The sequence below is a fragment of the Phyllobacterium pellucidum genome, from assembly GCF_013327855.1.
Taxonomy (GTDB): domain Bacteria; phylum Pseudomonadota; class Alphaproteobacteria; order Rhizobiales; family Rhizobiaceae; genus Phyllobacterium; species Phyllobacterium pellucidum.
Window position 1 is genome coordinate 1504303 of sequence record NZ_JABUMX010000001.1, and the last position, 25472, is coordinate 1529774.

General features: G+C 59.8%; 30 protein-coding genes and 1 tRNA gene. 10 read left to right on the top strand and 21 right to left on the bottom strand.

From position 1 onward, the window contains the following. Positions 1-6: 6 nt before the first annotated feature. Positions 7-1596 carry a peptide chain release factor 3 gene (locus tag HQ945_RS07320; protein ID WP_027230676.1) on the bottom strand — a complete coding sequence of 530 codons (1590 nt, stop codon included), beginning with the start codon at positions 1594-1596 and terminating at the stop codon, positions 7-9. A gap of 295 nt (positions 1597-1891) precedes the next feature. After that, on the bottom strand, positions 1892-2701 hold the full coding sequence (locus HQ945_RS07325) for a class II glutamine amidotransferase (protein WP_113281154.1): 810 nt from the start codon (positions 2699-2701) through the stop codon (positions 1892-1894). A gap of 163 nt (positions 2702-2864) precedes the next feature. Here HQ945_RS07325 and dut point away from each other — a divergent pair, with 163 nt between their 5' ends. The 6 genes from dut to HQ945_RS07355 all read left to right on the top strand — a co-directional run bounded on the left by dut (position 2865) and on the right by HQ945_RS07355 (position 6870). Next, the gene (gene dut, locus HQ945_RS07330; protein WP_027230678.1) at positions 2865-3350 is read left to right on the top strand and encodes a dUTP diphosphatase; all 486 of its coding nucleotides are present in this window, start codon (positions 2865-2867) and stop codon (positions 3348-3350) included. A gap of 36 nt (positions 3351-3386) precedes the next feature. Next, entirely contained in the window at positions 3387-4205 is an 819-nt protein-coding gene (locus HQ945_RS07335; RefSeq protein ID WP_027230679.1) for an isocitrate lyase/PEP mutase family protein, read from the top strand. Then, positions 4206-4862 carry an HAD family hydrolase gene (locus HQ945_RS07340; RefSeq protein ID WP_027230680.1) on the top strand — a complete coding sequence of 219 codons (657 nt, stop codon included), beginning with the start codon at positions 4206-4208 and terminating at the stop codon, positions 4860-4862. Next, entirely contained in the window at positions 4862-5866 is a 1005-nt protein-coding gene (locus HQ945_RS07345; protein ID WP_174207845.1) for a proline racemase family protein, read from the top strand. Before HQ945_RS07340 ends, HQ945_RS07345 begins: the two co-directional genes overlap by 1 nt. Positions 5867-5929: 63 nt before the next feature. Further along, positions 5930-6310 carry an ArsR/SmtB family transcription factor gene (locus tag HQ945_RS07350; protein WP_113281152.1) on the top strand — a complete coding sequence of 127 codons (381 nt, stop codon included), beginning with the start codon at positions 5930-5932 and terminating at the stop codon, positions 6308-6310. A gap of 17 nt (positions 6311-6327) precedes the next feature. After that, positions 6328-6870, top strand: a complete 543-nt coding sequence (locus tag HQ945_RS07355) for an SRPBCC family protein (protein ID WP_113281151.1) — start codon at positions 6328-6330, stop codon at positions 6868-6870. Between the two features lie 16 nt (positions 6871-6886). Here the strand turns inward: HQ945_RS07355 and HQ945_RS07360 are convergent, their stop codons facing one another. The 5 genes from HQ945_RS07360 to ubiE all read right to left on the bottom strand — a co-directional run bounded on the left by HQ945_RS07360 (position 6887) and on the right by ubiE (position 11807). Then, positions 6887-7474, bottom strand: coding sequence for a GNAT family N-acetyltransferase (locus HQ945_RS07360; protein ID WP_174207846.1), 588 nt, complete (start codon positions 7472-7474; stop codon positions 6887-6889). Positions 7475-7485: 11 nt separating this feature from the next. Continuing rightward, entirely contained in the window at positions 7486-7959 is a 474-nt protein-coding gene (locus tag HQ945_RS07365) for a GNAT family N-acetyltransferase (RefSeq protein WP_162737219.1), read from the bottom strand. A gap of 35 nt (positions 7960-7994) precedes the next feature. After that, positions 7995-9377 (bottom strand): bifunctional phosphopantothenoylcysteine decarboxylase/phosphopantothenate--cysteine ligase CoaBC, encoded by a 1383-nt coding sequence (gene coaBC, locus HQ945_RS07370; protein ID WP_113281148.1) that lies wholly within the window; start codon positions 9375-9377, stop codon positions 7995-7997. Between the two features lie 68 nt (positions 9378-9445). Beyond that, on the bottom strand, positions 9446-11023 hold the full coding sequence (ubiB, locus tag HQ945_RS07375; RefSeq protein ID WP_113281147.1) for a 2-polyprenylphenol 6-hydroxylase: 1578 nt from the start codon (positions 11021-11023) through the stop codon (positions 9446-9448). 7 nt (positions 11024-11030) lie between these two features. Beyond that, positions 11031-11807 carry a bifunctional demethylmenaquinone methyltransferase/2-methoxy-6-polyprenyl-1,4-benzoquinol methylase UbiE gene (gene ubiE, locus HQ945_RS07380; RefSeq protein WP_113281146.1) on the bottom strand — a complete coding sequence of 259 codons (777 nt, stop codon included), beginning with the start codon at positions 11805-11807 and terminating at the stop codon, positions 11031-11033. 108 nt (positions 11808-11915) lie between these two features. Here ubiE and HQ945_RS07385 point away from each other — a divergent pair, with 108 nt between their 5' ends. After that, complete coding sequence (locus HQ945_RS07385; RefSeq protein ID WP_113281145.1) at positions 11916-12935, top strand: adenosine deaminase; 1020 nt, start codon at positions 11916-11918, stop codon at positions 12933-12935. A gap of 32 nt (positions 12936-12967) precedes the next feature. Next, positions 12968-13594, top strand: coding sequence for a uracil phosphoribosyltransferase (upp, locus tag HQ945_RS07390; protein ID WP_027230687.1), 627 nt, complete (start codon positions 12968-12970; stop codon positions 13592-13594). Between the two features lie 64 nt (positions 13595-13658). Here the strand turns inward: upp and deoA are convergent, their stop codons facing one another. Genes deoA through HQ945_RS07425 form a run of 7 tightly spaced genes read right to left on the bottom strand, consistent with a single transcriptional unit; the run spans position 13659 to position 20423 of the window. Beyond that, the gene (gene deoA, locus HQ945_RS07395) at positions 13659-14972 is read right to left on the bottom strand and encodes a thymidine phosphorylase (RefSeq protein ID WP_027230688.1); all 1314 of its coding nucleotides are present in this window, start codon (positions 14970-14972) and stop codon (positions 13659-13661) included. A 6-nt stretch (positions 14973-14978) separates the two neighbouring features. Continuing rightward, positions 14979-15779, bottom strand: coding sequence for a purine-nucleoside phosphorylase (locus HQ945_RS07400; RefSeq protein ID WP_027230689.1), 801 nt, complete (start codon positions 15777-15779; stop codon positions 14979-14981). A 40-nt stretch (positions 15780-15819) separates the two neighbouring features. Further along, entirely contained in the window at positions 15820-16230 is a 411-nt protein-coding gene (locus HQ945_RS07405; protein WP_027230690.1) for a cytidine deaminase, read from the bottom strand. Continuing rightward, positions 16230-17201 carry an ABC transporter permease gene (locus tag HQ945_RS07410; RefSeq protein ID WP_027230691.1) on the bottom strand — a complete coding sequence of 324 codons (972 nt, stop codon included), beginning with the start codon at positions 17199-17201 and terminating at the stop codon, positions 16230-16232. The genes HQ945_RS07405 and HQ945_RS07410 overlap by 1 nt, the downstream gene beginning before the upstream one ends. After that, positions 17201-18346: an ABC transporter permease gene (locus HQ945_RS07415; RefSeq protein WP_091947021.1), complete on the bottom strand. Its 1146-nt coding sequence runs from the start codon at positions 18344-18346 to the stop codon at positions 17201-17203. The genes HQ945_RS07410 and HQ945_RS07415 overlap by 1 nt, the downstream gene beginning before the upstream one ends. Beyond that, positions 18343-18894, bottom strand: coding sequence for a cysteine hydrolase family protein (locus HQ945_RS07420; RefSeq protein ID WP_091920400.1), 552 nt, complete (start codon positions 18892-18894; stop codon positions 18343-18345). The genes HQ945_RS07415 and HQ945_RS07420 overlap by 4 nt, the downstream gene beginning before the upstream one ends. Next, positions 18891-20423, bottom strand: a complete 1533-nt coding sequence (locus HQ945_RS07425) for an ABC transporter ATP-binding protein (protein WP_113281144.1) — start codon at positions 20421-20423, stop codon at positions 18891-18893. Before HQ945_RS07425 ends, HQ945_RS07420 begins: the two co-directional genes overlap by 4 nt. A 172-nt stretch (positions 20424-20595) precedes the next feature. Here HQ945_RS07425 and HQ945_RS07430 point away from each other — a divergent pair, with 172 nt between their 5' ends. Continuing rightward, positions 20596-20811: a SlyX family protein gene (locus HQ945_RS07430; protein WP_027230695.1), complete on the top strand. Its 216-nt coding sequence runs from the start codon at positions 20596-20598 to the stop codon at positions 20809-20811. A 9-nt stretch (positions 20812-20820) separates the two neighbouring features. On the opposite strand, the gene HQ945_RS07435 is transcribed toward HQ945_RS07430, so the two are convergent. The 3 genes from HQ945_RS07435 to HQ945_RS07445 form a co-directional block, all read right to left on the bottom strand. Continuing rightward, positions 20821-21462: a LysE family translocator gene (locus HQ945_RS07435; RefSeq protein WP_343051182.1), complete on the bottom strand. Its 642-nt coding sequence runs from the start codon at positions 21460-21462 to the stop codon at positions 20821-20823. A 92-nt stretch (positions 21463-21554) separates the two neighbouring features. Further along, entirely contained in the window at positions 21555-22550 is a 996-nt protein-coding gene (locus HQ945_RS07440) for a BMP family lipoprotein (protein WP_027230697.1), read from the bottom strand. Between the two features lie 190 nt (positions 22551-22740). After that, entirely contained in the window at positions 22741-23064 is a 324-nt protein-coding gene (locus HQ945_RS07445; protein ID WP_113281142.1) for a hypothetical protein, read from the bottom strand. Between the two features lie 366 nt (positions 23065-23430). On the opposite strand from HQ945_RS07445, the gene HQ945_RS07450 reads away from it, so the two are divergent. After that, a tRNA-Ser gene (locus tag HQ945_RS07450) sits at positions 23431-23521 on the top strand. 404 nt (positions 23522-23925) lie between these two features. Here HQ945_RS07450 and HQ945_RS07455 read toward each other — a convergent pair. The 4 genes from HQ945_RS07455 to HQ945_RS07470 all read right to left on the bottom strand — a co-directional run bounded on the left by HQ945_RS07455 (position 23926) and on the right by HQ945_RS07470 (position 25321). Continuing rightward, the gene (locus tag HQ945_RS07455) at positions 23926-24261 is read right to left on the bottom strand and encodes a hypothetical protein (protein ID WP_113281141.1); all 336 of its coding nucleotides are present in this window, start codon (positions 24259-24261) and stop codon (positions 23926-23928) included. Between the two features lie 169 nt (positions 24262-24430). Then, on the bottom strand, positions 24431-24682 hold the full coding sequence (locus HQ945_RS07460) for a hypothetical protein (protein WP_113281140.1): 252 nt from the start codon (positions 24680-24682) through the stop codon (positions 24431-24433). A gap of 91 nt (positions 24683-24773) precedes the next feature. After that, positions 24774-25058 (bottom strand): hypothetical protein, encoded by a 285-nt coding sequence (locus HQ945_RS07465; protein ID WP_174207847.1) that lies wholly within the window; start codon positions 25056-25058, stop codon positions 24774-24776. Beyond that, positions 25055-25321 carry a hypothetical protein gene (locus tag HQ945_RS07470; RefSeq protein ID WP_113281139.1) on the bottom strand — a complete coding sequence of 89 codons (267 nt, stop codon included), beginning with the start codon at positions 25319-25321 and terminating at the stop codon, positions 25055-25057. Before HQ945_RS07470 ends, HQ945_RS07465 begins: the two co-directional genes overlap by 4 nt. Positions 25322-25472: the final 151 nt, after the last annotated feature.

Sequence of the window (25472 nt, forward strand, 5' to 3'; positions counted from 1 at the left end):
GGCCGGTCAGGCCGCCTTCTCGCGCACCTGATAGTCCTTGATCGCCGTGAAGCGGATCGCCTTCCAGCGTTCTGCCTCATAGGACAGCGAGAAGCTGTTTTGGGCGAGGAACACGGGATCATTATCCAGATCATGGGCGATATCGGCGCGGTGCGCATTGATGAAGCGCTGCAACTCGGCGGGATCATCGGCCGATATCCAGCGCGCAACGGTAAAGCGTGCCGGCTCGAATCCGACAGGCAAGGTGTACTCCACCTTCAGCCGCTCAGTAAGGACATCGATCTGCAACGCCCCGACCACGCCGACGATCGCCGGCGAGCCGTCATCTGGCAGGAACAGCTGCACGACGCCTTCTTCCGCCATCTGCTGCAAAGCTTCGCGCAATTTCTTGGCCTTCATCGCATCGTCGAGCCGCACGCGGCGCAGGATCTCCGGCGCAAAGTTGGGCACGCCACGGAAAAGTAGATCCTCGCCTTCCGTGAGGGTATCGCCGATGCGCAGCGTGCCGTGATTGGGAATGCCGACGACATCGCCGGCCCAGGCCTCGTCGGCGATCTGGCGGCTGCGCGCAAAGAAGAATTGCGGCGCAGACAAGCTCATCGGCTTGCCGGTGCGCACGAGCTTCGCCTTCATGCCACGAGAAAGCTTGCCCGAACACACGCGCAGGAACGCGATGCGGTCGCGATGGTTCGGGTCCATATTTGCCTGAATCTTGAAGACGAAGCCGGTCATCTTCTCTTCTTCGGCCGCGACCTTGCGCGTATCGGCGTCCTGGTCGCGCGGGCTTGGACCGAAATCGCAGAAGGCTTCGATCAAATCGCGTACGCCGTAGTTGCGCAGCGCCGAGCCGAAATAGACCGGGGTCAGATGGCCTTCGCGAAAGGCCTGGAGATCGAAGGGATTGCAGGCGTCGCGAGCCAGCGTCACCTCGTCGATCCAGTCCCGGCGCTCGTTTTCGGGCAAGAGCCCCGAGGCCGCGTCGGCTTCAGGGCCGTTGACCGGCGTCGGCACTTCTTCCTCGTCGCGGCGGCGCACCGTATTGTCCTTGAGATTATAGGTGCCGGCAAAGCTCTTGCCGCGCCCGATCGGCCAGGTGATCGGCGCCGTGTCGAGCGCAAGCTTCTGCTCGATCTCATCGAGAATTTCATACGGATCGCGGCTCTCGCGGTCCATCTTGTTGATAAAAGTCACGATCGGAATGTCGCGCATGCGGCAGACCTCGAAGAGCTTCAAGGTCCGCGACTCGATACCCTTGGCGGCATCGATGACCATGACGGCGCTGTCGACAGCCGTCAGCGTGCGGTAGGTGTCGTCGGCGAAATCCTCGTGGCCTGGCGTATCCAGGAGGTTGAAGATGCAATCCTTGTACTCGAAGGTCATCACCGAGGTAACGACGGAAATGCCGCGGTCGCGTTCGATATTCATCCAGTCGGAGCGCGTCTGCATGCGGTCCTTCTTGGCCTTCACCTCGCCGGCAAGCTGGATCGCCCCGCCGAACAGCAGCAGCTTTTCGGTGAGGGTCGTTTTACCGGCGTCAGGGTGCGCAATAATCGCGAAGGTACGGCGCTTGGTGACAGGATGGTCGGCAGAAGACATGAGGAAGGCTCGAACTTTGTAGTGAAAGGATTGCGCGCCTTCTATCAGCCAATGCCTTCCACGTCGACACTTGGATTTGGTTAAGGGTGGCACAGAGGCTCTGGCCACTAAGGGAGCTGCAAGAAGGTAGTTCCTCGGACAATAGCCGAATATGACGGCGAGGTGGAGCGGAGGATAACAGTGGAGAGGGCCGAGCCCCGACCGCGTGTGTGCTCCAGAGGTACTACAAGAAAAGCCGCAAGGTGCTCCCGCCCGCTCGAATGCGCTTAAACTGCCGTCTCCTGCCTTGGCAGCGCTATACGACCTCGACACGCCTCGCTGCCGCTTCTTCGGCCATGAATGGCTCGATGGCGATGCGTTTCGTGTTTCGCACAGTCACGAAACTGTTGGGTGGCACCGGCATCCAGTTGCCGGCCTCGCCGTCGAGCGGCTCGGAGACAACGCAGAGCCCGGCGCTTGGCGCAAGGCTTGCGGTATAAAGCGAAGGAGCGAAGCGGTCCGTGGCATAGCGCACGGCGTAAAGCTGCCGGCCGTCGGAAAAGGCTGCCGTCAGTCGAATGAAGGCAGGCACGCCCGCCCGCTCGGCTTCGGCAGTGATGGCATTGACCGTGCCCGTCAGGGCCGTCGGGGCGTCATTGTCGAGACCGTGCTGCAGCATGAGCAGGAAGATCAGTTCCGAATCCGTGGAACCCAGCTTTTGCGCATAGAGGCCATCGTCGAGACGCGCCTCCAACCCGCGCCGAAGCTTATCGAAATGGCCGATCTGGCCATTGTGCATGAAGCTCCATCGACCCGACACGAAGGGATGGCAATTGGCGCGGCTCGTCGCCCCGCCGGTCGAGGCACGCACGTGGGCGAGGAAAAGGTGCGACCGGATCTGCCGCGACAGGCTTTTCAGGTTCTGGTCCGACCAGGCTGGAAGGATGTCGCGGTAGAGGCCTGGCTCGTCGCGTTCGCCATACCAGGCAACACCGAAACCGTCGCCATTGGTGCGGGTCTTGGCTTCGTGCGCATCATGGCTCTGTGCGATCAGGGAATGGCAGGGAGAAGCAATGACATCTTCAAGATAGAGCTGCGGTCCAAGATAGGCTGCCCAACGACACATGAATCACCTGGTTAAGAGCAAGTCGGCTCACAATAGCCTGCAATTGCGCCATTGTGAATCGCCTCGATTGGAGTAGCTCGGTAGAAGGGGATTGTGTGCAAAGGATGGATGCTGCAAATCTTGTGAGTTGACGCGTGCCGCCCACTGGTGAAAAAGGTCTCTCATGTCCCAAGAAAACGATTCCGTTCGCCCAAGAAATCCTGCTCTCGGCCTGGTCAGGCTGCCGCACGGTCAGGATATAGACCTGCCCGCCTATGAAACGTCGGGATCTGCGGGAATGGATCTGCGCGCAGCGGTTCCGGCCGATCGTCCGCTCCTGCTCTTGCCGGGGCGGAGGGCCCTGGTGCCGACCGGGCTGATCTTCGAGGTACCGCAGGGCTTCGAGGCGCAGGTGCGCCCGCGATCGGGCCTTGCCCTCAAGCATGGAATTACCTGCCTCAACACCCCGGGGACGATTGATTCCGACTATCGTGGTGAGGTAAAAGTAATCCTGATCAACCTCGGCGAAGACGACTTCTATGTGGAGCGCGGCATGCGCATTGCGCAGGTCGTCGTGGCGCCGGTGGTGCAGCTTGCGATCGAAGAGCGGCAACATGCCAGCGAGACGGCACGGGGTGCCGGCGGCTTCGGATCAACGGGAACATCATAACAGGACGAGACTCTCAGCGTCCAATTGGAGGCCGTTATGGACAAGGGTTTGGTTTTCCGTCAGCTGCATGAAAGTCCCGAGACCTTCATCATGCCCAATCCATGGGATCCGGGAACCGCTAAATTCCTTGCCTCCATGGGATTCAAGGCGCTGGCGACCAGCAGCGCCGGGTTCGCCTTCTCGCGCGGCCTCCCCGATGGGGGGATCACCTTCGATGTGATGATGCAGCATTGCCGCGATCTCGTGGCGGCAACTGACCTGCCCATTTCCGGCGACCTTGAAAAAGGCAAGGGCGACAGTGCCGACAGCGCTGGAGAAACCATATTTGCGGCGGAGGCCGCTGGGCTCGCCGGTTGCTCGCTCGAAGATTTTTCCGGCGATCCGGCACAGCCGATCTACGAGTTTTCCCATGCGGTCGAACGTGTGGCCGCCGCCGCGGAAGCCGCGCGCGCCCTGAAGGGTGATTTCGTCTTCACCGCGCGGGCCGAAAACTTCCTGCACGGGCGCAACGATCTCGACGATACGATCAGGCGGCTACAGGCATTCGAAGCGGCCGGCGCCGACGTGCTCTTCGCGCCCGGCATTTCCGACCGTGAAAGCATAGAAACGATATGCAAATCCGTCTCGAAGCCGGTGAGCGTGCTTGCCCCGGCACCCTTGTCGGTCAGCGAACTCGCATCCATCGGCGTGCGGCGCATATCGCTCGGACCGCGCCTGACGACTGCCGCCTTCACCGCGATCCGGGATGCCGTGCGCGAAGTTCTCGACAAGGGCACATTCGGTTTCTCGCAAGCGGGGGTGCCATTTGGCGACCTGCAGGGGCTCTTCTCTCAAGGCATGGACAAGGACAACTGAATGACGCGCCCCGATCTGGTGATTTTCGACTGTGACGGGGTTCTGGTCGATACAGAAACGCTTGCAAACCGACACCTCGTTAAAATGCTTAACGCTTGCGGCTATGGCATTACTTTCGAGGAAGCGCGCAAGAACCTGTGCGGCATGCCAATGCGCGCAGTCAAGGACAGGGTTGAAGCCGAAGGCCATCTTCTCGGCGATGATTTCGTCGATCGCTGGTACGGAGCCATGCCGATCATCTTCGAAGCGGGCGTCGAAGCCATCCCGCATATTGAGACCGTCATAACCGCCGTCAAGAAGGCCGATCTTTCCTACTGCGTCGCCTCATCCGCCAATGTCGAAAAGATGCACCTTACGCTTGGCAAGAGCGGGCTGATCGCGCATTTTGCAGACGTCCTCTACAGCGCCTCCATGGTGGCGCGCGGCAAGCCTTTTCCCGATCTCTTCCTGCATGCTGCGAGCGAAATGGGTGTCGAACCCGGCCGTGCGGTCGTGATCGAGGACAGTGTCGCCGGGACCACCGCCGGCACGGCGGCGGGCATGCGGGTATTCTCCTATTGCGGCGACGAGCATGCCGACCATGAGGGGCTGGCAGCGGCTGGCGGCATTCTGTTTGACGATATGCGAAAATTGCCGGCGCTCCTGGGGATTGCCTGATGGCGGACCTCCTCAAAGTCATCGACATGCACACCGGCGGCGAACCCTTGCGGATCGTGACGTCGGGCTATCCCGCCTTGCCGAAGAGCACCATCCTCGAAAAGCGCGCCCAGGTCCGCGACAGCTACGACAATTTGCGCAAGATCCTGATTTTCGAACCGCGCGGTCACTTCGACATGTATGGCGCCGTTCTCGTGGAACCAAACCTGCCGGGGGCGGACCTTGCGGTCCTGTTCATGCACAATGAGGGCTATTCAACCATGTGCGGCCACGCGATCATCGCGCTCGGCCGCTATGCTGTCGATTACGGCCTGGTGCCCAAGGTCGAACCGGTGACGACCGTCCATATCGAATGTCCCTGCGGTATGGTGGTTGCTTCCGTAGAAGTAAACGACGGCAAGTCCGGCGGGGTTTCCTTCGAAAGCGTTCCGGCCTTCCTTTTTGCCGCCGACCAGGAGGTGGACCTGCCAGCCTTCGGACCCGTAAAATTCGACGTCGCTTATGGCGGCGCGTTTTACGCGCTTGCCGATGCGACCCAGTTCGGCCTCGAATTCGGACGCGACCCGGCACGCAGGTTCATCGATGCGGCGACCGCCTTGACCGAAGCTGTCAAGGAAGCCGTCCCGCTCGATCATCCCGATCACAAGGACCTTGCTTTTCTTTATGGCTCGATCCTCACCGATGGCAACGATATGTGGAATGAGGCGCCGACGAAGAATGTCTGCATCTTTGCCGATGCGCAGCTCGATCGCTCGCCCACGGGTTCGGGCGTGACGGCCCGGCTTGCCGCCATGCACGCCAAGGGTCAAGTCCGCGAGGGCAATGCACGCATCTTCGAAAGCATCGTCGGATCGCGCTTTGCCGGGTTTGTCGCCTCGCAGACAAAGGCGGGCAATTTTGATGCCATCACCGCTCGCGTCTCCGGCCACGCCTATTACAGCGGCAAGGCCGAATTCCTTGTCGAGGCGGACGATCCGCTTGGGCAAGGATTCCTCGTTCTTTAACGAAGTATCAATATTATTAAACCAACTGGTTGACTATAATTTTCTCCACTGATATTAAACCGTATGGTTGAATTTCAGACACCCCATCTCGACGCTGTATTCCACGCTCTTTCCGATCCAACACGGCGGGCAATGCTGCACCGGCTTTCAAATGGCGAACACACGGTCAGTGAACTCGCCACGCCATTCAACATGTCGCTGGCCGGAGCGTCGAAACATATCCGCGTGTTGGAATCGGCCGGGCTCGTGCGCCGCAATGTCCGGGGCCGCACCCATATATGCGAGCTTCAGGCGGCGCGGCTCGCCGAAGCGCAGGAATGGCTGCGGCATTACGAGCGGTTCTGGACGACGCGCCTCGACGATCTCGAAAAGCTGCTTCGCGACGAAGATCGCACATCGGCGGGAGCAATTGGACCAACGCCGACCAAACCGGCAAAACCTTGAAATCAAAGGAGAACGAAATGGACCAGCATATTGGAAATGATCGTCTCGGCGTTGTCACCGCACCGCGAACGCTTCGCCTCGAACGCCTGCTACCCGGCCCGGTGGAGCGAGTTTGGGCCTATCTAACCGAATCCGACAAGCGCGCCAAATGGCTGGCGAGCGGCCCCATGGCCGACTTTGTCGGTGGGCCAGTCAAGCTGACCTTCCAACATTCGCATTTGTCGGACGAAAAGACGCCGGCAGAATTTCAGAAATATGAAGGCTCGGGCTTTGAGAGCAAGGTGCTGCGCTATGAGCCGCCGCATCTGCTTGTCATCACCTGGCCCGATGGTGGCCAGGATTCTGAAGTGACGTTCGAACTTTCGGCAAGTGGCAGCGATACGCTTTTGAAACTTACGCATACGCGCCTCGCCAGCACCGATTCGATGGTCAGCGTCGCAAGCGGATGGCACGCACATCTCGGTGTCCTGATCGACCACCTTGAGGGCAAAGCACCAGCCGGTTTCTGGAGCAATTACCAGCGCGTTCGCGACGAATACAGCCAGGTCATCAAAGATTAGTTGCGTTAGCTACGACTTACCTGGCCGCAGGAGCCGGTGACAGGCCGGCTTCTGCTCCATTCACAAACTGGAACTTGCGCTCCAGAAGGATGACCGGCTCTTCGGTATAGGTCGTCTCCAGAACCTTCACAAATCCATTCTTCGCCGCGAGCCGCTGAGAGGCAGTATTTTTCGGTGAAATGATGCAGACCGCGCGCTCCTGCTGGAAGAACGTGTCGCCCCACGCCACGACGCGTGACAGCGCTTCGCTCGCATAGCCCTTGCCGTGTGCGTTGGGCGCGAGAACCCAGCCCATTTCCGGTGCGTCGCCGAAACCGGGGGTAATCTCGCGCCTGAAATCGGCATAGCCCATCTCACCGATGAATTCCCCGCTCGCCTTGTCTTCCATGGCCCAGAAGCCAAAACCGATCATGTTCCACAGCCCGCCATAGCGCAGAAGCCGCGCCCAGGATTGCTCGCGGGTCGATGGCTTGCCCGTGATCTGTTCGTAGATCGCCGGATGCTGCCACATGGCATGCACTGCGTCGAAATCCTCGCTGCGGTGCGCGCGCAGGATGATACGATCGGTTTCGAGGATGGGAACGAGATTATTGGTCGGAGACAAGCTAACTCCTGTCAAAGAATCTTAGTAAGTACGTCGTTGGCATACTGCTCATTATCGAGTTCGAAATTATAAATGCCAACCTTCCTGAACGACTTGCGTTCATAAAAAGCTTTTGCCCTGAGATTTTCCTGGTTGACCGTTAGCCAGATTTCCTGATGCCCCGATGAAAGGCACGCTTCCGTCACTGCGTCCAGTAAGGCGCTGCCGATGCCACGGCCAACAAAATGCTCCTGTACGTAGAGCGTTTCGACTTCCGGCATGGAGATTCCGCGGTTTGGGCATCGGGCATTCAATGCGAGCTTGGCGTAGCCGACGAGATGGCCCTTAACTTCACTGACGAGAAAAACCTTCGATTCATCCCCCAACTCGCTGGCCAGACGTTCTTCATTGAACTGACTGAAGACATAATGGGCGAAAACGTCTCGTATGCCGGCTGACGCGTAGGTGTGAAGCCAGACCTGAATTGACAGGGCGGCGAGATTCAACGCATCGGACCTCCCCGCCGGGCGGATAGTGGAGCTCACACTTCCACCGTTTGCAAGGCGGCTGCGATCCTTGCGGCCAGCCGTTCTGCGACTTCATCCTTGCTCATGTTGGGCCATTCTTCGACGCCCGTGCGGGTGACAATGCGCACAGCATTGCGGTCGCCGCCCATGATGCCGGTTTCGTGGCTGACATCATTGGCGACGATCCAGTCCGCCCCCTTCTTGTCAAGTTTCACGCGCGCATTGTTGAGCAAATCCTGCGTTTCAGCGGCAAATCCGACGACGAGGCGCGGTCGCAACTTGCTATGACCAATGCCGGCCAGAATGTCGGGGTTCTCGACCATCTGCAGCGCCGGCGCGGTTTCACCAGGCTTCTTTTTGATCTTTTCGCCAGCCTCGTTGGCCGTCCGCCAATCGGCAACTGCCGCAACCATGACCGCCGCATCGGCAGGCAAAAACTGCTCAACCGCATCGCGCATTTCGCGCGCCGATTCGACATGAACGACGCTAACGCTTTCCGGATCCGGAATGGCGACGGGACCGGAGACCAGACGCACGGTGGCTCCAAGCCGCGCAAGCGCCGCGGCTATGGCGTGGCCCTGCTTGCCCGAAGACCGGTTGGCGATGTAGCGAACGGGATCGATGGGCTCATGCGTCGGACCCGATGTCATGACAATCGTCTTGCCGGCGAGTGGCTTCGGCCTCCTGTCCAGCAGCGTCTCGATTGCCGTCACGATTTCCAGCGCTTCGGCCATGCGTCCGGCGCCGCTCTCGCCGCTTTCCGCCATTTCTCCTGTTCCGGGTCCGACAAAGTGGATGCCGTCTTTTGCGAGCGTTGCACGGTTGCGCCTGGTTGCCGGATGGTCCCACATCTTCGGGTTCATCGCCGGCGCAATCAGCACGCGTTTGTCGGTCGCCATCAGCACAGCCGACGCCAGATCATTTGCCAGACCATTGGCCATCTTCGCCATGAGATCCGCGGTTGCAGGCGCGACCACAATAAGGTCCGCCTCACGTGACAGGCGGATATGACCGACATCGTGTTCGTCCTCGCGCGAAAAAAGCTCGGTGAAAACCTTGTCGGCGGCAAGCGCGCCGATAGCAAGCGGGGTGACAAATTCCTCCGCCGCCTTGGTAAGCACCGGCCGGACGCGTGCACCGCGTTCCCGAAGCCGACGGATCAGATCAAGGCATTTATAAGCGGCAATACCACCGCCGATAATGAGGAGGATTCGCCTTTCCGAAAGCGAACCACGCTGGATCGGCGTCTTCGCAGCCACTGGCGTGGGAGCGTACTCCACCAGATCGCCGAGGATAATCCGCGCCTCCTCTTCCATGGAACGGCCATGGGCTGCGGCGCGCACCCGCAATCTTTCCTTGATGGAATCATCCAGATTGCGAATGGTGATACTGGCCATTTGATTGCACTCAATGGATCGCAGGGATATAATATGCAACCATTGCTAGCACAAAACGTCGTAAAAGCTCAAGCAAAGAGCTTGTAGGTGATCAAAACAAAACACAGTGCAATCACCCAAAGCGCGATTCTCCCAGACCGCGTGTGACGCGCCTCGGCCTTGCCGATTGCCTTGGCGGTCTGCTCGTCAAAGCGAAGGCCATTTGCCGCCATCGTATCGAGTTCGCGCGAAAGGCGATCGGCACGCGCCACCAGATCCGGCGCCTGCCGGGCAAGGTGCAGGATCGCGTGGGCGCCATCCCGCGCATCGATAAGGATGCCTTGCGGCCCGAGATTCTGTCTTATCCAGCCTCCGACAACCGGCTCCGACGCCTTCCACATGTTGAAATGCGGGTCGAGTGTGCGCGAAACGCCCTCCACCACCACCATTGTTTTCTGCAACATGACGAGTTCTGGACGGGTTTCCATGTCGAAGAGTTCCGTAACCTCGAAGAGCAAGGTCAAGAGCTTCGCCATGGAGATCGTCTCGGCCGGCTGGCCGTGGATCGGCTCGCCAATGGCGCGGATTGCCTGTGCGAAGCTCGCAACGTCATGGTGGTGCGGGACGTAGCCGGCCTCAAAATGAACTTCGGCGACGCGGGCATAATCGCGGGTGATGAAGCCATAGAGGATTTCGGCGAGAAACCGCCGTTCCTTCTTGCCGAGCCGGCCGGTAATGCCGAAATCCACGGCGACGATATGGCCTTCGTCATCGACGAAAAGGTTTCCCGGATGCATGTCGGCATGAAAGAAGCCGTCGCGCAGCGTGTGGCGCAGAAAGGACTGGATCAGCGTTTCAGCGAGGCCGATCAGATTGTGACCGGCCGCCCGCAGCCCCTCGATATCCGACATCTTGATGCCGTCGATCCATTCGAGCGTCAGCACATCCCTGCCTGTCCGCTCCCAGTCAACCTTCGGCACGCGGAAGCCAGGATCATCCTTGGTGTTCTCGCCGATCTCCGAAAGGGCGGCGGCTTCGAGACGCAGGTCCATTTCTATGCGCGTGGTCTGGGCGAGCGTGCGAGTGACCTCGATGGGCCGCAGGCGGCGCGTCGCCGGCACGTAGCGTTCCTGCCACTGCGCGACCAGGAAAAAGCTCTCAAGATCGTTGTTGAAGCGCTGTCGCACGCCCGGTCGTACCACCTTGACCGCCACCTTCTCAACCGAGCCAGCAACATTGACATATGCAGGGTGAACCTGCGCAATCGATGCCGCCGCTATTGGTGCGTCAAAGCTTACATAAAGATCGTCGAGCCTCCGGCCGAGTGAACCTTCGATGGCCTTGACCGAGGCTTCCATCGGGAAGAAATCCAGCTGGTCCTGCAGCAACGCCAGATCGTCTGCGACTTCCGTGCCGACCACATCGGGACGCGTGGCCAGAAATTGCCCGAGCTTTACGTAAGATGGTCCAAGCTTATTGATGGCCCGTGACATGCGCTCCGAACGACGCGCGGTCATGGCGCGCCGGCGCGCCAGAAGGCCGGCGACGCGATGGCCAAAGGCGGGAAGACCGCTGAGGCCGTCCGCGGGCAATGCGGAAATCACGCCTTCACGCGTCATGATCCATCCGGCCCGCATCAGGCGGAATGTCGCTGCTAGCTTACTCATTCAGAATTCACAACTTCCAGCCGGAATGCAGGGCGGCCACTCCACCGGTGAAATTGCGCCAGGTAACGCGCTCAAATCCTGCCTTGCGGATCATTTCGCCGAAATCGGCCTGGCGCGGAAACTTGCGGATCGATTCGACAAGATACTGGTAGCTGTCGGCATCGCCGGTCACCGCCTTGCCGATCTTCGGAATGGCGTTGAACGACCACGCATCATAGACCTTGTCGAGGATCGGCAGTTCCACCTCGGAAAACTCGAGGCACATGAAGCGCCCGCCCGGCTTCAGGACACGGAAGGCTTCGGCCAGGGCACGATCGATATGCGGAACGTTGCGGATACCGAAGGCGATCGTATAGGCATCGAAGCTCACATCGGCAAAGGGAAGCTCTTCCGCATTGGCTTCGACAAACTCGAGATTCTCCGCGAGGCCTTTCTTTTCGGCTCGATCGCGCCCGACGCCGAGCATGGAACCATTGATGTCGAGCACGGTTGCATGGGCGTTGCGGCCGGAGGCTTCCACGATCCGGAACGCGATGTCTCCGGTACCGCCGGCAACGTCAAGGACTTTCCAGTTGGCCGTGCGCGAGGGGGACAGCCAGGCAATCATCGAGTCCTTCCAGACCCGGTGCATGCCGCCCGACATGAGATCGTTCATCACGTCGTAGCGCTTGGCAACGCGGTGAAATACATCGTTGACACGCGACTGCTTTTCGCCGTCGCTGATGTCCTGAAACCCGAATGAAGTTTCCATGCCGCCATGGGCGCCGGTGCGTTGCTGGCTCATCTCGATTACCTGATCTACTCTATTTGCGGCGAACCATAGAAGATTAGTTCGCGCAACGCTATTGTCCTCTTGCGCGATGAAGCGACGCGTTTGTTGTCGGGTGACTTGATGGTTCTGAAAGCTGAGTTGCACTGCCATATAGAAGGCGCCGCATCCGTGCCGCTGGTGCAGCGGAAGGCGGCAAAATACGGCGTCGATGTTTCCGGCTTCATTCAGGACGAGAAATTCGTTTGGGGCGATTTCACGTCTTTCCTTCATGCCTATGACCAGGCATCCATGCTGTTTCGCACGGAAGAAGATTATGCCGACCTCGCCGAAGATTACCTTCTGGCGCTGAGCCGGCACGATTGCATCTATTCCGAAGTGTTCATTTCCACTGATCATGCGATCAGCGCCGGTCTCGATCCGCGCGCCTACATCGAGGGCCTTGCCGGGGGCATGAGCCGCGCCAAGGCAGCAACCGGGATTGAGGGGCGCCTGATCGCGACGGGCCTGCGCCACAAGGGTCCCGAAGCCGTATTGGCGGCGGCCCGCTATATCGTGGAGAACCCGCATCCGCTGGTCACCGGTTTCGGCATGGCCGGAGACGAACGCATGCATCGCCCGGGTGATTTTGCCGCCGCGTTCAATCTCGCCCGCGACGCAGGCCTCGGCATAACAGTGCATGCGGGCGAACTTTGCGGCTGGGAAAGCGTGGCCGCCGCGCTCGATGCCATCAAGCCCACGCGCATCGGCCATGGAGTGCGGGCCATCGAGAACCCGAACCTCGTCCAGCGCCTTGCCGCCGATCAGATCGTCCTTGAATGCTGCCCGGGATCGAACGTTGCGCTCGGCGTCTATCCTGACTTTGCCGCCCATCCCTTGCCGGTGCTGGCTCGCGCCGGCGTCCCGGTAACGCTCAATGCCGACGATCCGCCCTATTTCCATACGGATCTTGCCCGCGAATATGCCATCGCGGCCAACAATTTTGGCTATGACGACGCGGGCCTCGTCGCCGTGACCGAGACGGCCCTCAAGGCGGCATTCATCGACGAGGATACGAGGCGTTCATTGATCCAACGTCTCGCAGCGGACAAAACTGTGCGCGCTTCGGTTGAGATCTTTGCGGGACCGGCGCCGAAAGGCTAAGATCGCCGCGTAAAAGAGTGAAGGGGATTTCCATGGGCGTGACGCTCGTTTCTCATCCGCTTGTCCAGCACAAGCTAACCATCATGCGCGACAAGGATACCTCGACCGCCGGCTTCCGGCGGCTCCTGAAGGAAATTTCCCTGCTGCTCTGCTATGAAGTGACGCGCGACCTGCAATTGACCACGATCAAGATCCAGACGCCGCTGGCCGAGATGGATGCGCCGGTGATCGAGGGCAAGAAACTGGTCTTCGCCTCCATCCTGCGCGCCGGCAACGGCCTTCTCGAAGGCATGCTCGATCTGGTCCCGGCGGCGCGCGTTGCACATATCGGGCTCTACCGCGATCACGAAACGCTGCAGCCGGTCGAATATTACTTCAAAGCGCCGGAAGACATCGTTAACCGGCTTATTATTGTCGTCGATCCGATGCTCGCAACGGCAAACTCCGCCATTGCCGCGATTCAGAAGCTGAAGGACCGCGGCGCGAGCAACATCCGCTTCCTGTGCCTCCTCGCGGCCCCCGAAGGTATCGAGCGCTTCACTACGGCGCATCCCGACGTGCAGGTCTTTACCGCGGCGATCGACGATCATTTGAACGAAAAGGGCTATATCGTGCCGGGTCTCGGCGATGCCGGCGATCGCATGTACGGGACGAAATAGCCTTCCGGGGAACCTCGCCCCTGCAAGGGGGACGTGAGATCACAAACCTCTGAAAGTTTGGTGCTTAACCGCCGACGCGCCGCAGGACGGGGCTTACGGTGCGTGGCTTGCGTTCCGAAAAGCTGAACGCCTGCTCGATGGCGCGAACGCCTGCTGCCGCATCGTCGTCGCTGCGCGCATGGACCAATGCAATCGGCTCGCCCGCTTCCATTCTGGCACCAATCGGCTGCAGGTCGGTGATGCCGACGGCATGGTCGATGGGATCCTGGGGGCGGATGCGCCCGCCACCGAGCGCGACCACAGCGACGCCGATGCCGCGCGTATCGATTGACGAGACGAAGCCCAGGGCCGGCGCTTTCACTTCACGGGTAATGGGCGCAACCGGCAAATAGTGGCGGGGCCGCGCCATCAAATCGGTTGGACCGCCGAGGGCAGCCACCATGCGCCCGAAGATCTCCGCCGCCTTGCCGCTGTGAAGCGCTTCGCGGGCCTTCTCCATTGCCAGCTTGTGGTTGGCAGCCAGTTTGCCCGAAACCAGCATTTCGGCGGCAAGCGCAAGGGTCACATCCTCAAGCCTGCTGTCGCGCTTGTCGCCGGTCAGGAAATCGACGGCAATCTTGACCTCAACGGCATTTCCGGCCGCGAGAGCCAGCGGCTCGTTCATATCGGTGAGCAACGCCGTCGTCATGAGCCCGGCGCCCTGCGCCACCCCCACGATGCTTTCCGCGAGAGCGACGGCGTCGCGGGTCTTCGCCATGAACGCACCATTGCCAGCCTTGACGTCCAGCACCAGCGCGTTGAGCCCAGCCGACAGTTTCTTCGATAGGATCGAGGCGGTGATCAGCGGGATCGATTCCACCGTCGCGGTGACGTCGCGGATCGAATAAAAGCGCTTGTCGGCGGGCGCCAGGTTTGCCGTCTGGCCAATGATGGCGCAGCCCACGCTGTGCACCACCCGGCGAAACAAGGCATTGTCCGGCTGGCTGCGATAACCGGGGATCGCATCCATCTTGTCGAGAGTGCCGCCCGTGTGACCAAGCCCACGGCCGGAGATCATCGGCACATAGGCGCCGCAGGCCGCAGCAATCGGCGCCAGCATCAGCGAGACATTGTCGCCGACGCCGCCGGTGGAGTGCTTGTCGACGGCGGGTCCGGGCAAATCGGACCAATCGAGGATATCGCCGGAATCGCGCATGGCGAGGGTCAACGCCACAGCTTCGTCGCGCTTCATGCCGTTGAAGAAAACGGCCATGGCGAATGCAGCGACCTGGCCCTCGGTGATTGAGCCCGAACTCATGGCATTGACGAAAGCGGTGATGTCGGCGGCGTCGAGTGTCTCGCCATCGCGCTTGCGGCGAATGATTTCCTGGGGCAACAGCATGGGTCAGCCAATCTCCCGGATCAGCACCCGGATAATCTTCTGCAGGCGCGCGCCACCCATCGGTGCGATGTCCTTGGTTTCCTCGTGCGAGAGTTCAGCGCCGGTCATGCCGGCACCGTAATTGGTGACGACCGAGCAGGCCGCAACGCGCAGGCCGAAGAACCGGGCGAGAATGACTTCGGGCACTGTCGACATGCCGACCGCATCGGCGCCGAGCGTGCGGGCCATGCGAATTTCGGCCGGCGTTTCGAAGGATGGGCCGGAAAACCACATATAGACGCCGGAGGTGATCTTCTCTCCCGCCTCGCTGGCGGCAAGGATGATGGCGTCCCTGAGCTTCTGGTCATAGGCGGTGGTCATGCCGACAAAGCGTTGATCCGAGGGTTCGCCGATCAGCGGATTGAGCCCCGAATAGTTGATGTGATCGTCGATCAGCATGACGCTGCCCGGCGCAATATCGTGGCGCACCGAACCTGCGGCATTGGTGAGGATCAACATCTCGATGCCGAGGTCCGCAAGCGCTGCAATTACCGGGCGCATGACCGATGCATCGCCCTTCTCGTAATAATGCGATCGCCCAGCCAGCATAAGGACCGGCTTGCCGGACAGATAACCGGCAACGACTTCTCCGGCATGGCCGGAGACGCCGCTATGCGGGAAGCCCGGCAGGTCGGCATAGGGGATACGGACCGGATTTTCGACGGCATCGACCAACGAGCCAAGCCCCGAACCGAGCACCAGTGCCACGCGCGGCGCAAGGCCATTGAGCTTCTTGATGAGAGCGCCGGTTGCAGGTGCGATCATGCGGCACCCACAGGGGCGAGAGCAACGTGATGGATGTTCATCATCCCTTTGCTCCTCCGAGGACTTCCGCTTCGAAGCCGAAGGGGAAAATCTCCTTCATCGTCAAGGTCTCGACAATCCCGTCATTGTCGCAAAGGTGGAGCAGCACATCGGGGCCGGCAAATTCCGCTAGCCGCTGGCGGCAGCCCCCACAGGGGGTGCATTTCGCCTTCTTCTCGGCGACGACAGCGATTTCGGTGATCGTGCCGCCGCCGCCCATGACGAAGTGTGAGAGCGCCGTCGTTTCGGCGCACCAGCCTTCCGGATAGGAGACAACCTCGATATTGCAACCCGAATAAATGCGCCCGTCGCTGGTGCGAATCGCGGCGCCAACCGGAAACTGCGAATAGGGCGAATGCGTCTTCTGCATCGCGGCATAGGCCGCGTCGAAAAGGTCCTTGCTGTTGGTCATCATCTTTCTTTCACGTAGGCAACGCCCCCGGCCTTGGGCGGGATCGCCTTGCCGATAAAGCCGGCGAGCAGCACGATGGTCAAAATATAGGGAAGCGCCTGCATCAATTGCACGGGCACCTCGCCGATCAGGGGCATGGGATGGCCCTGCATGCGAATGGCAACGGCATCGAGAAAGCCGAAGAGCAGGCAAGCGAACATTGCCTGCACCGGACGCCATTTGGCGAAGATCAATGCCGCAAGCGCTATGTAGCCCTTGCCGGCTGTCATGTCCTTGACGAAGCCGGCGCCCTGGGCGGTGGCAAGATAGGCACCGGCAACGCCGCAAAGCACGCCGCAGCAGATGACGGCACGATAGCGCAGCCAGGGCACCGATACGCCCGCGGTATCGACCGCCGCCGGGTTCTCGCCCACGGCACGCAAACGCAGGCCGAATCGCGTGCGGTAGAGCACCCACCAGGTGAACGGGACGAGCAAGAAGGCGAGATAGACCAGGATCGAATGACCCGAGATCAGTTCGTAATAGATCGGGCCGATGATCGGGACACCTCGCATTGCCTCGGCGCCCGGAAGATTGATCGGATTGAAACGTGCCGTATTGGGCAAGGACGGCGTGCGCCCGCCCTGGCTGAACCATGCCTGTCCGAGGATGACGGTGGTTCCCGCCGCGATGAAGTTGATGGCAACGCCCGAGACAATCTGGTTGCCGCGATGGGTGATCGAGGCAAAGCCATGCACGAGACCGAGCGCCACGGATACAAGGACGGCAGCGAGAAGCCCCGCCCAGGCGGAGCCGTACCAGGCCGCAACCGTGCCGGCCGCAAAGGCTCCGGCCAGCATCTTGCCCTCAAGCCCGATATCGAAGATCCCTGATCGCTCGGAATAGAGACCCGCCAGGCAGGCGAGCAGCAGCGGCACAGAGAGGCGGATCGTTGAATCAAAGAGCTGCAGCAGGGTGATCAGAAAATCCATTATTGCCCACCCCCAGCTGTGACCACCGATGCAGTCTCCCGCTTCACCCGGCCCACGCGCTGGAAAATGCGCTGCAGCGACGGGCGGAACATATGCTCGAGCGCGCCGGCAAAAAGAATGACGAGACCCTGGATGATGACGATCATGTCGCGCGAGATATTCGGCATGTCGAAGGCGATTTCCGCGCCGCCCTGATAGAGCATACCGAAGAGAATTGCCGCGAGCACGATGCCGACCGGATGGGAACGCCCCATCAGCGCGACGGCGATGCCGACGAAACCCGCGCCTTGCACGAAATCGAGCTGCATGCGGTGCTGGGCGCCCATGATCGGGTTCAGCGCCATCATTCCGGCGAGGGCGCCGGAAATCATCATGGTGATGATGATGATCCGTAACTCGCTGATGCCTGCATAGCGGGCCGCCTTCGGGCTGAAGCCCATGGTGCGAATTTCATAGCCGAGCTTGGTGCGCCAGATCAGCAGCCAGACCAGGAAGGCGGCCAGAAGCGCGAGCAGGAAACTGATGTTGAGAGGGGCCGAGCGCATGTCGAGGCCGATGATATTGAGCAGCCAGCCGAGGCCCGGCAATTGCCCGCCGTCGCCGAAGACGCGGGTTTCCGGAGCCTGGCTGCCGAGCGGCTTCAGAACGCCGACCAGAAGGTAGACCATGATGCTGGCGGCAATGAAGTTGAACATGATCGTGGTGATGACGACATGCGAGCCGCGCTTTGCCTGCAGCCATGCCGGGATCAGGGCCCAGAGAGCGCCGACCAGTGCCGAGGCGAGGATCGCGAGCGGAAATACCAGCCACCAGGGCAGGGAATTGCCAAGTCCGAGACCGACAATGGTCACGCCCAGCCCGCCAATGTAGGCCTGGCCCTCGCCGCCGATATTGAAGAGGCCGCAATGAAACGCGACCGCGACGCAGAGCCCGGTAAAGATGAAGTTGGTGGCGTAGTAGAGCGTGTAGCCGACACCGTCGCCGGAGCCGAAGGCCCCCTTTACCATCAGAACCGCGGCGTCGATCGGGCTTTCGCCGACAAGCATCACAACGAGGCCTGCCACAAGAAATGCAACGATCAGATTGATCAGTGGCAGAAGCCCGTAATCGGCCCAGGCAGGCAATTTGGCGAAGGGCTGGCTCATGGCAAGGTCTCGATGATCGCGTCAGTCATTGAAATGCGGGCATATTCGCCATCGAGAATGGCCAGTGACAGCGCATGCACGTCTTCGGCGCTCCATAGCTTGCCGCTCCGATCCTTGCGGTCGATGCTTGCGACCGCATCCTCGGGGATCGTTACCTCGAACCCGAGATTGCTGGCCATGCGCACCGTGGCATCGACAGAGTTTTCGAGAAGCACGCCGGCAATGACCAGGCTGCGGACCTGCAATTCGTCCAGCACATCCATCAGATCGGTGCCGATGAAGGCATTGTTGGTGCGTTTGTCGACGACGGGCTCGCCCAATTGCGGTTCGGCCTCCGGCTTGAAGTCATTGCCGTCAGTGCCGGGCCGGTAGGGGGACTGCGGATCGGTGGAATCGTGGCGGATGTGGATGACCGGCAAACGTCGCTCGCGCCAGGCGGCGAGCAAACGTGCTATCGCTTCCTCCGCACCGGGTTGGCCGCGCCGGCCCCATTTCGGATCATCAATCGCTTTTTGAACGTCGATGATGAGGAGTGCCTGGGTCGTCATTCGGCTGCTTCCTTCGCTTCGACACCAGCCATCAACAGTCCGAGCTCGCCTTCGCTGGCATCGGAATCCCTTTCGCCGACAATACGGCCGGCGAACATCACAAGAATGCGGTCCGAGAGGGAACGTATCTCGTCGAGCTCGACGGAAACAAGGAGCACCGCCTTGCCGGCGTCGCGCATTTCGATGATGCGCTTGTGGATGAATTCGATGGCGCCGACATCGACGCCCCGCGTCGGCTGGCCGATAATGAGCACACCGGGATCGCGCTCCATCTCACGCGCAAGCACAATCTTCTGCTGGTTGCCGCCGGAGAAGTTCGCCGTCTTCAGGCGCGGATCGCCGGGACGGATATCGTATTTCTCGATCTTCTTGCGCGCGTCCGCCTGGATCGCCTCGATATCGAGAAACGGTCCGCGAAGATAAAGCGGGTCGTCATGGTAGCCGAGGATCGAGTTTTCATATTCTTCAAAGGCAAGGACGAGACCCATATGGTGCCGGTCTTCCGGCACATGCGCGAGGCCGCGATCGCGCAGTTCGCCAGGGTCGGCAGCGCCGGTGATATCGATGACCTGGCCGTCAAGCAGCACGCGGCCCGAAACTGCCGTTCGAATCCCGGCGATGGTTTCGATAAGCTGCGACTGGCCGTTGCCGGCGACGCCGGCAATGCCGACGATCTCGCCGGCGCGCACGGAAAAGGATGCGTCGTCCACCATGACCACGCCGCGGCTGTCGCGCACGGTAAGGTGCTCGACCGAAAGCTTGATCTCGCCCGGCTTTGCCTCGCCCTTCTTGACGCGCAGGAGCACGCGGCGGCCAACCATCAGTTCAGCGAGTTCCTCCACCGTCGTCTCGTCGGTCTTTCGCGTTGCCACGACGGAGCCCTGGCGCATGACCGACACATTATCCGTCACCGCCATGATCTCGCGCAGCTTGTGCGTGATCAGCACGATGGTTTTGCCCTGGTCCTTCAATTGTTCGAGAATGCGAAAGAGGTGATCCGCCTCGGGCGGCGTCAGAACCCCAGTCGGCTCGTCGAGAACCAGAATTTCCGCGCCGCGATAGAGTGCCTTCAAAATTTCCACGCGCTGCTGCAAGCCAACGGGCAGTTCCTCGATCAGCGCGTCCGGATCGACGTCGAGCTGATATTCGCGCTCGAGCCGCTTCAGTTCCGCCCTTGCCTTGGCAATGCCGTTCTTCAGGAGCGGCGCGCCCTCGACGCCCAGCATGACATTTTCGAGGACTGTGAAGTTCTCGACCAGCATGAAGTGTTGATGCACCATGCCAATACCAAGGCCGATGGCGGCATTCGGATCGGGAATCTTCACCGGCACGCCGTTAATGCGGATCTCGCCACTGTCAGCCTGGTAAAAACCATAGAGAATCGACATCAGCGTCGATTTGCCGGCGCCGTTCTCGCCGATAATGCCGTGGATCGTGCCCTTTTCGACAAGCATATGGATGTCGCGATTGGCGTGTACGGCACCAAAGCGCTTATCAATTCCAACAAGTTCGATTGCCGGTTCGGCCATATCCCCATCCGCTGTTTTGCAGCTTTTATCGTCTTTTCGCGTTTCGACCCTAACACGGGATTTTTTTCTTTCCAGTCAAGAAACGCAAGATTCAACAGCCATGGGGCGACGAGCCTTGCACCAGGATCGCCCTCCGCCTAGAGAGTAAACCGCACGGCAATGGAGACGAGCAATGACGACGGAAGACCGGCCAGATCGTTTGACGCGCCTCGAAATTATCGTCACCGAGCAGGAGAAGACCATTGAGGAACTTTCCGGCCAGATCACCGAGCAGTGGAAGACAATCGAAGCCATGCGCCGCCAGCTCGGGGCGTTGACCGACCGCTTCCTTGTTCTCGAAGAACAGGCGACACCGGATATCCCAATTACCAAACCACCGCATTATTGAGATGGACAATCAGGCTTTGGCCTTGATCGCTTCCGCCATCAGCTTCACGCCGAGGGCGCCCATGACTGCGCCCGCGCCGCGGTCGATCCAGCGTTTCAAGCGCATATAGACGAGGCGGGCGCGCGTACCCGAAAAGGCGAGTGCCACGATCGTGTACCATCCGGCCTCGACGCAAAAGAGCATGGGCGGAAGTGCGAGAAGCAGCCAGAGAGGCGGCGATTGCGGCATGAGAGCGGCAAAGATGCTGGCATAGACGATCGACGTCTTCGGATTGCTGAGCTGGGTGAAAAGGCCGACGAGAAATGCCCGCCGCACGGAAAGACCTCTGCCCTCGCCGCTCGGACCCGTCACAGCGAGCGGTTCGGATGCGCCGCGCCAAATCTTGATGGCAAGGTAGACAAGATAGGCCCCACCGAGAAGCTTCAATACCACGTAAAGCCATTCGAACTTGAGCAGCAGCGCGGTTAGTCCAAGGACGGCGAGCGCCGCAAAGAACGCGCCCCCGACCCCCATGCCGAGCGCCGATGCGAGCCCATGGCTTCGCGATGATGCGACGGAAATGCGCGAGACGAGGACAAAACTGGGGCCCGGGCTCATTGCGCCGATGGCGATGGCGGCGAGAATGCTGAGGAGTACGGCAAAAGCAGTCACGGCGAGCTCCTTGGTTTGAATGCGCCCAGTACTAACGACGAAGCCGCCGGATGTCACTATCGGCGGCTTCTCAAGTGCTTATGGATTAACGCTTACTTGTAGGGGCAGGCATTGTCCGTGTTGTAGTTGTGAACCTTGATCTTGCCGGAGATGATATCGGCCTTGGCCGCCTCAACCGCCGTCTTGACGTCATCGGTCAAAAGCTTGGCGTTGTTTTCATCCGCCGCATAATCGACGCCGCCTTCCTTGACACCAAGGACATTGACACCCGCGGTGAATTTGCCGTCAGCGCCGTCCTTGAAGGCATTATAGGTAGCAACGTCGACGCGCTTCATCATCGATGTCAGAACTTTGCCGGGATGCAGGCCGTTTTGGTTGGAATCGACACCAATTGCGAGCTTGTCCGCATCAGCGGCGGCCTGCAGCACACCGATGCCGGTGCCGCCAGCGGCAGCAAAGACCACATCCGAGCCCTGGTCGATCTGTGACTTGGCGATTTCGCCGCCCTTGGCCGGATCGTTCCATGCAGCCGGGGTATCACCGGTCATGTTCTGGATGACCTTTGCATCCGGGTTCGTGGCCTTGACGCCGCCGACATAGCCGCAGGCGAAATTGCGGATGAGCGGAACGTCCATGCCGCCGATGAAGCTGACCGTCCCGGTCTTCGAAGCCTTGGCGGCGATCACACCGACGAGGTAGGAGCCCTCATTGTCGTTGAAGACCACGGAGCGAACATTGGGCTTCTCGACGACCGCGTCGATGATGACGAACTTGGTGTCAGGAAATTCCGTTGCGACCTTTTCGATCGCGGCAGCGGCCGAGAAACCGGCGATGACGATCGGCGAGTTGCCGTCAGAAGCAAACTTGCGCAGGGCCTGTTCGCGCTGTGCCTCGTTCTGGATTTCGAACTCGCGATATTTGACGCCCGAGTCCGTCTTGTACTTCTCGGCGCCGTTGAACGCGGCCTCGTTGAATGATTTGTCGAACTTGCCGCCCAGATCATAGATCACGGCCGGCTTGTCATCGGCGGCAAAAGCCGAGACTGACAATGCTGTAGCGGCCATGAGACCGAGAAGAATGCGCTTCATTTGAACCAACCCTCTGGATTTTTGTTGAAAGAACCAACCTGCCGTCGATCCTCGAAATCGTGGCGGCAACCTAGGATGGCCCCCGCCCCAAAATTCAATCTGGCATGCCCGCAGGCAAAATTCACGCGGAATTTTGCTGACCGGTCAAATATTGCGCAAATATCGAGTTATGTCAGTTGGTTAGATCGGATCAGCGGGCTGCAAAGCGCCCTGCCCGCTGCTCGCGACGGTGACCGAGCGCGTAAAGCACAAAAGCCAGCGCCGCGAAGATGATGAAGGTCGGCGTTTCGAAGATCCAGAGCATCAGGGGATCCCATAGCATGGGATAGAGATGCGAGCGGATATAGTCTTCGGCTGGGACAAGGGTTGAAGGCGAGAAGGACTGCCAGCTGTCGCGCAGCGACGTCATGACCAGACGCGACGCCCCGACGGAACGGGCAGCGTCCAGGACTGCGGCGATAATCGCCAAGCTCAGGGAAATATAGGCAAGCAGCCTTAGAAACGCACGGATCACTCAACCACTCCAGAATCTTGCGCCCTGATCGCGATCGGGCCGACAGGCATCGCCGGCGATCATAAGAGGACACGAATGAACGCGACCTTACCGGCATTTTGACGGCACGTGCTGAAATTTTCGCGAAAACTCCCAGTAAAATCAGCGTCAAATTTGAGAAATTGCGGCAAAGCGAGATAAAACTGAAATAGGTGTTGAACAAGTGCCTGTTCTGACTATATTGCGCGCCGCACGGGGTCGCTGTCGGCTAACCATCGACAGCGCCGTGCATGCTTCAAAAAAGAGTGACCGGTGGTTTGACGGTGCTCACGGCCGGCATTTGCGGCCGATATTATCGACCCGCCTGGCAGATGCCGGACGTTCTGCGGAGAGGTGGCCGAGTGGTTGAAGGCGCACGCCTGGAAAGTGTGTTTACGTCAAAAGCGTAACGCGGGTTCGAATCCCGCTCTCTCCGCCAGTTTCACTGAGACCTAGGAACGCCACTCTCCCATTACTTCCCGAACATCCCGTTTGCAGCCTCGGCGACTAGGGTCCGCGTCGCGGTGTCTTGCCATAGAACTCGATGCGGATGATTTGACCATTCGACAATTCGAACACGCCGTTTTGGCCGCCTTGCGCGGAAAATTCCGATCGGACATCCCGCCAACGGCCCATATACGCTCCGCATTCGCTGCAAAAGACCGGGCCGTCATCGTTGTCTATTCGGGGGATGCTCAGATAAATCGTCCGGCATTCCTCGCACTGGAGTTTCCCGTCAATTTTTTGGGCCATGATGCGCCTCTAACACCGTGATCACGCGGGCCTAGCCCACTTCTTTAGAAGTGGGCGGCTGCCGCCAGCGACCAGTAAAAACCGGAACAGTCAGTGGTAACCGTCAAGGCTCTGCCCGCAGCCGGACAACCGGTATTGCCGCGCCTGTTCATTCGTGGGAACGAGCGTCAGAATCTTGTTCAGGCTGTACGAATGCTGGGCCTGGGCCCGTTCCGTCTGTGCGGCGACTGCCGCGATGATGGCTATGTCGCGATGCCCCAATTCAAACAGGCGTAAAACCTGCCTGGCCAAGCGGTCCGAGTAGCGGTGACCGTTCGGCGATCGACCCAGGTTCTTCGATGCGCTTTCATGGGCAGCCTGCAGCACAAGCCAGTCGGCGGCGCGCAGGAGATGCGGGCTGGTTATGGAATGATCGATAGGCAACATGTCTGTCTCCTCGCGGTTAAAAGGCGGGAGCAGATACTCTCAAGCGTCAGCGGCCATTGCATGCCTGACGACCACTGACTAACGCGCTCAAATCACCGTTAAGTCAATCATGCTTCGATCACATTGCTGTCTTTGGGTTTCAAGTGACCGCGCGCATAGGCATACCAACTCAAAGTTTTGGCTGGACTTTGCGTGTCTGCTCGTTCTCGAAGCGCAGGACGACGGCCTTATAGTGCGATATGAGCTGCTTATAGTGTGCCGCCGTTTCGACGGAAATGTCTTCGCCTCCGTACTTTCCGGTACTGAACACCTGATCGGTTCCGGCAATAAGGCGCTCCATTGTTGCCTGATACTCGGCAATGACAAGCTTGAGGTTTTCGATGAAGGCGTGGCGGGCTGTCCGCACGGTATTCCTCGCCACAATACTAGTCCTTTCGCCATAATCTCCGGGCTGGATAAACCGCGCAGCAGTGTCCGCGCATCGGCTCTTTAAATTCCTGCTGTTGGGCCATTCATGAATGCACGTCTACAAGTGCCCGCAGACTGTCGCGGTCGCCGCTGCTCCAGATATCGATGGCTTCAAGACTATCTTCAGTGGCCATCCGTTCGTGTTTCTCTTCTGCGTCGCGGATACGATACTGGAACGAGCCACCCAGGGGCGGAAGCCTCGCCAGAATCTCGAAGGTTGCAGTGCTCTTCATCGCTGCGCCGCCGCCGCTGCGCAGGCGGACGTGCTGGCCGATTGCAAATCGATGCGGCGGAGTTACCGGCAACTTGTAGCGTCGGTGGATATTCATTTGTTTGTTTCCTGTTCTCTTTTGAGTGCCATTTCGAGTTCGTCATAGTCGATCGCAACAAGCTGCGTTCGATGGGCTTTTATGCCCCTTGCCGGAACGTGGATAAAGGTCGCCACGCGCTGATAAGCGAGCCGGGACAGGCCTTCGATCATTTCCTCGTCTACATCGACATCGTATTCGCCGGGGGGCTGAACCCCGTCCAATCCGCGCAAGGCGAAGGGTTCCAAGAAATGAGCAATCAAACGTTTGGTACGCGGATTCATGCCAATTCCTCCATCACAAGCAGCACTCGCGATTTGGATAGCCATGGCGGGTCGAGGATTTGCGCGAAGAGCCAGATTGTGGCCAAAAGACGAGAACAGGAGCTTGAGCGTCAAATGCGCTTTAATTGCGGTTCGTGGCCAAAAGATTGAA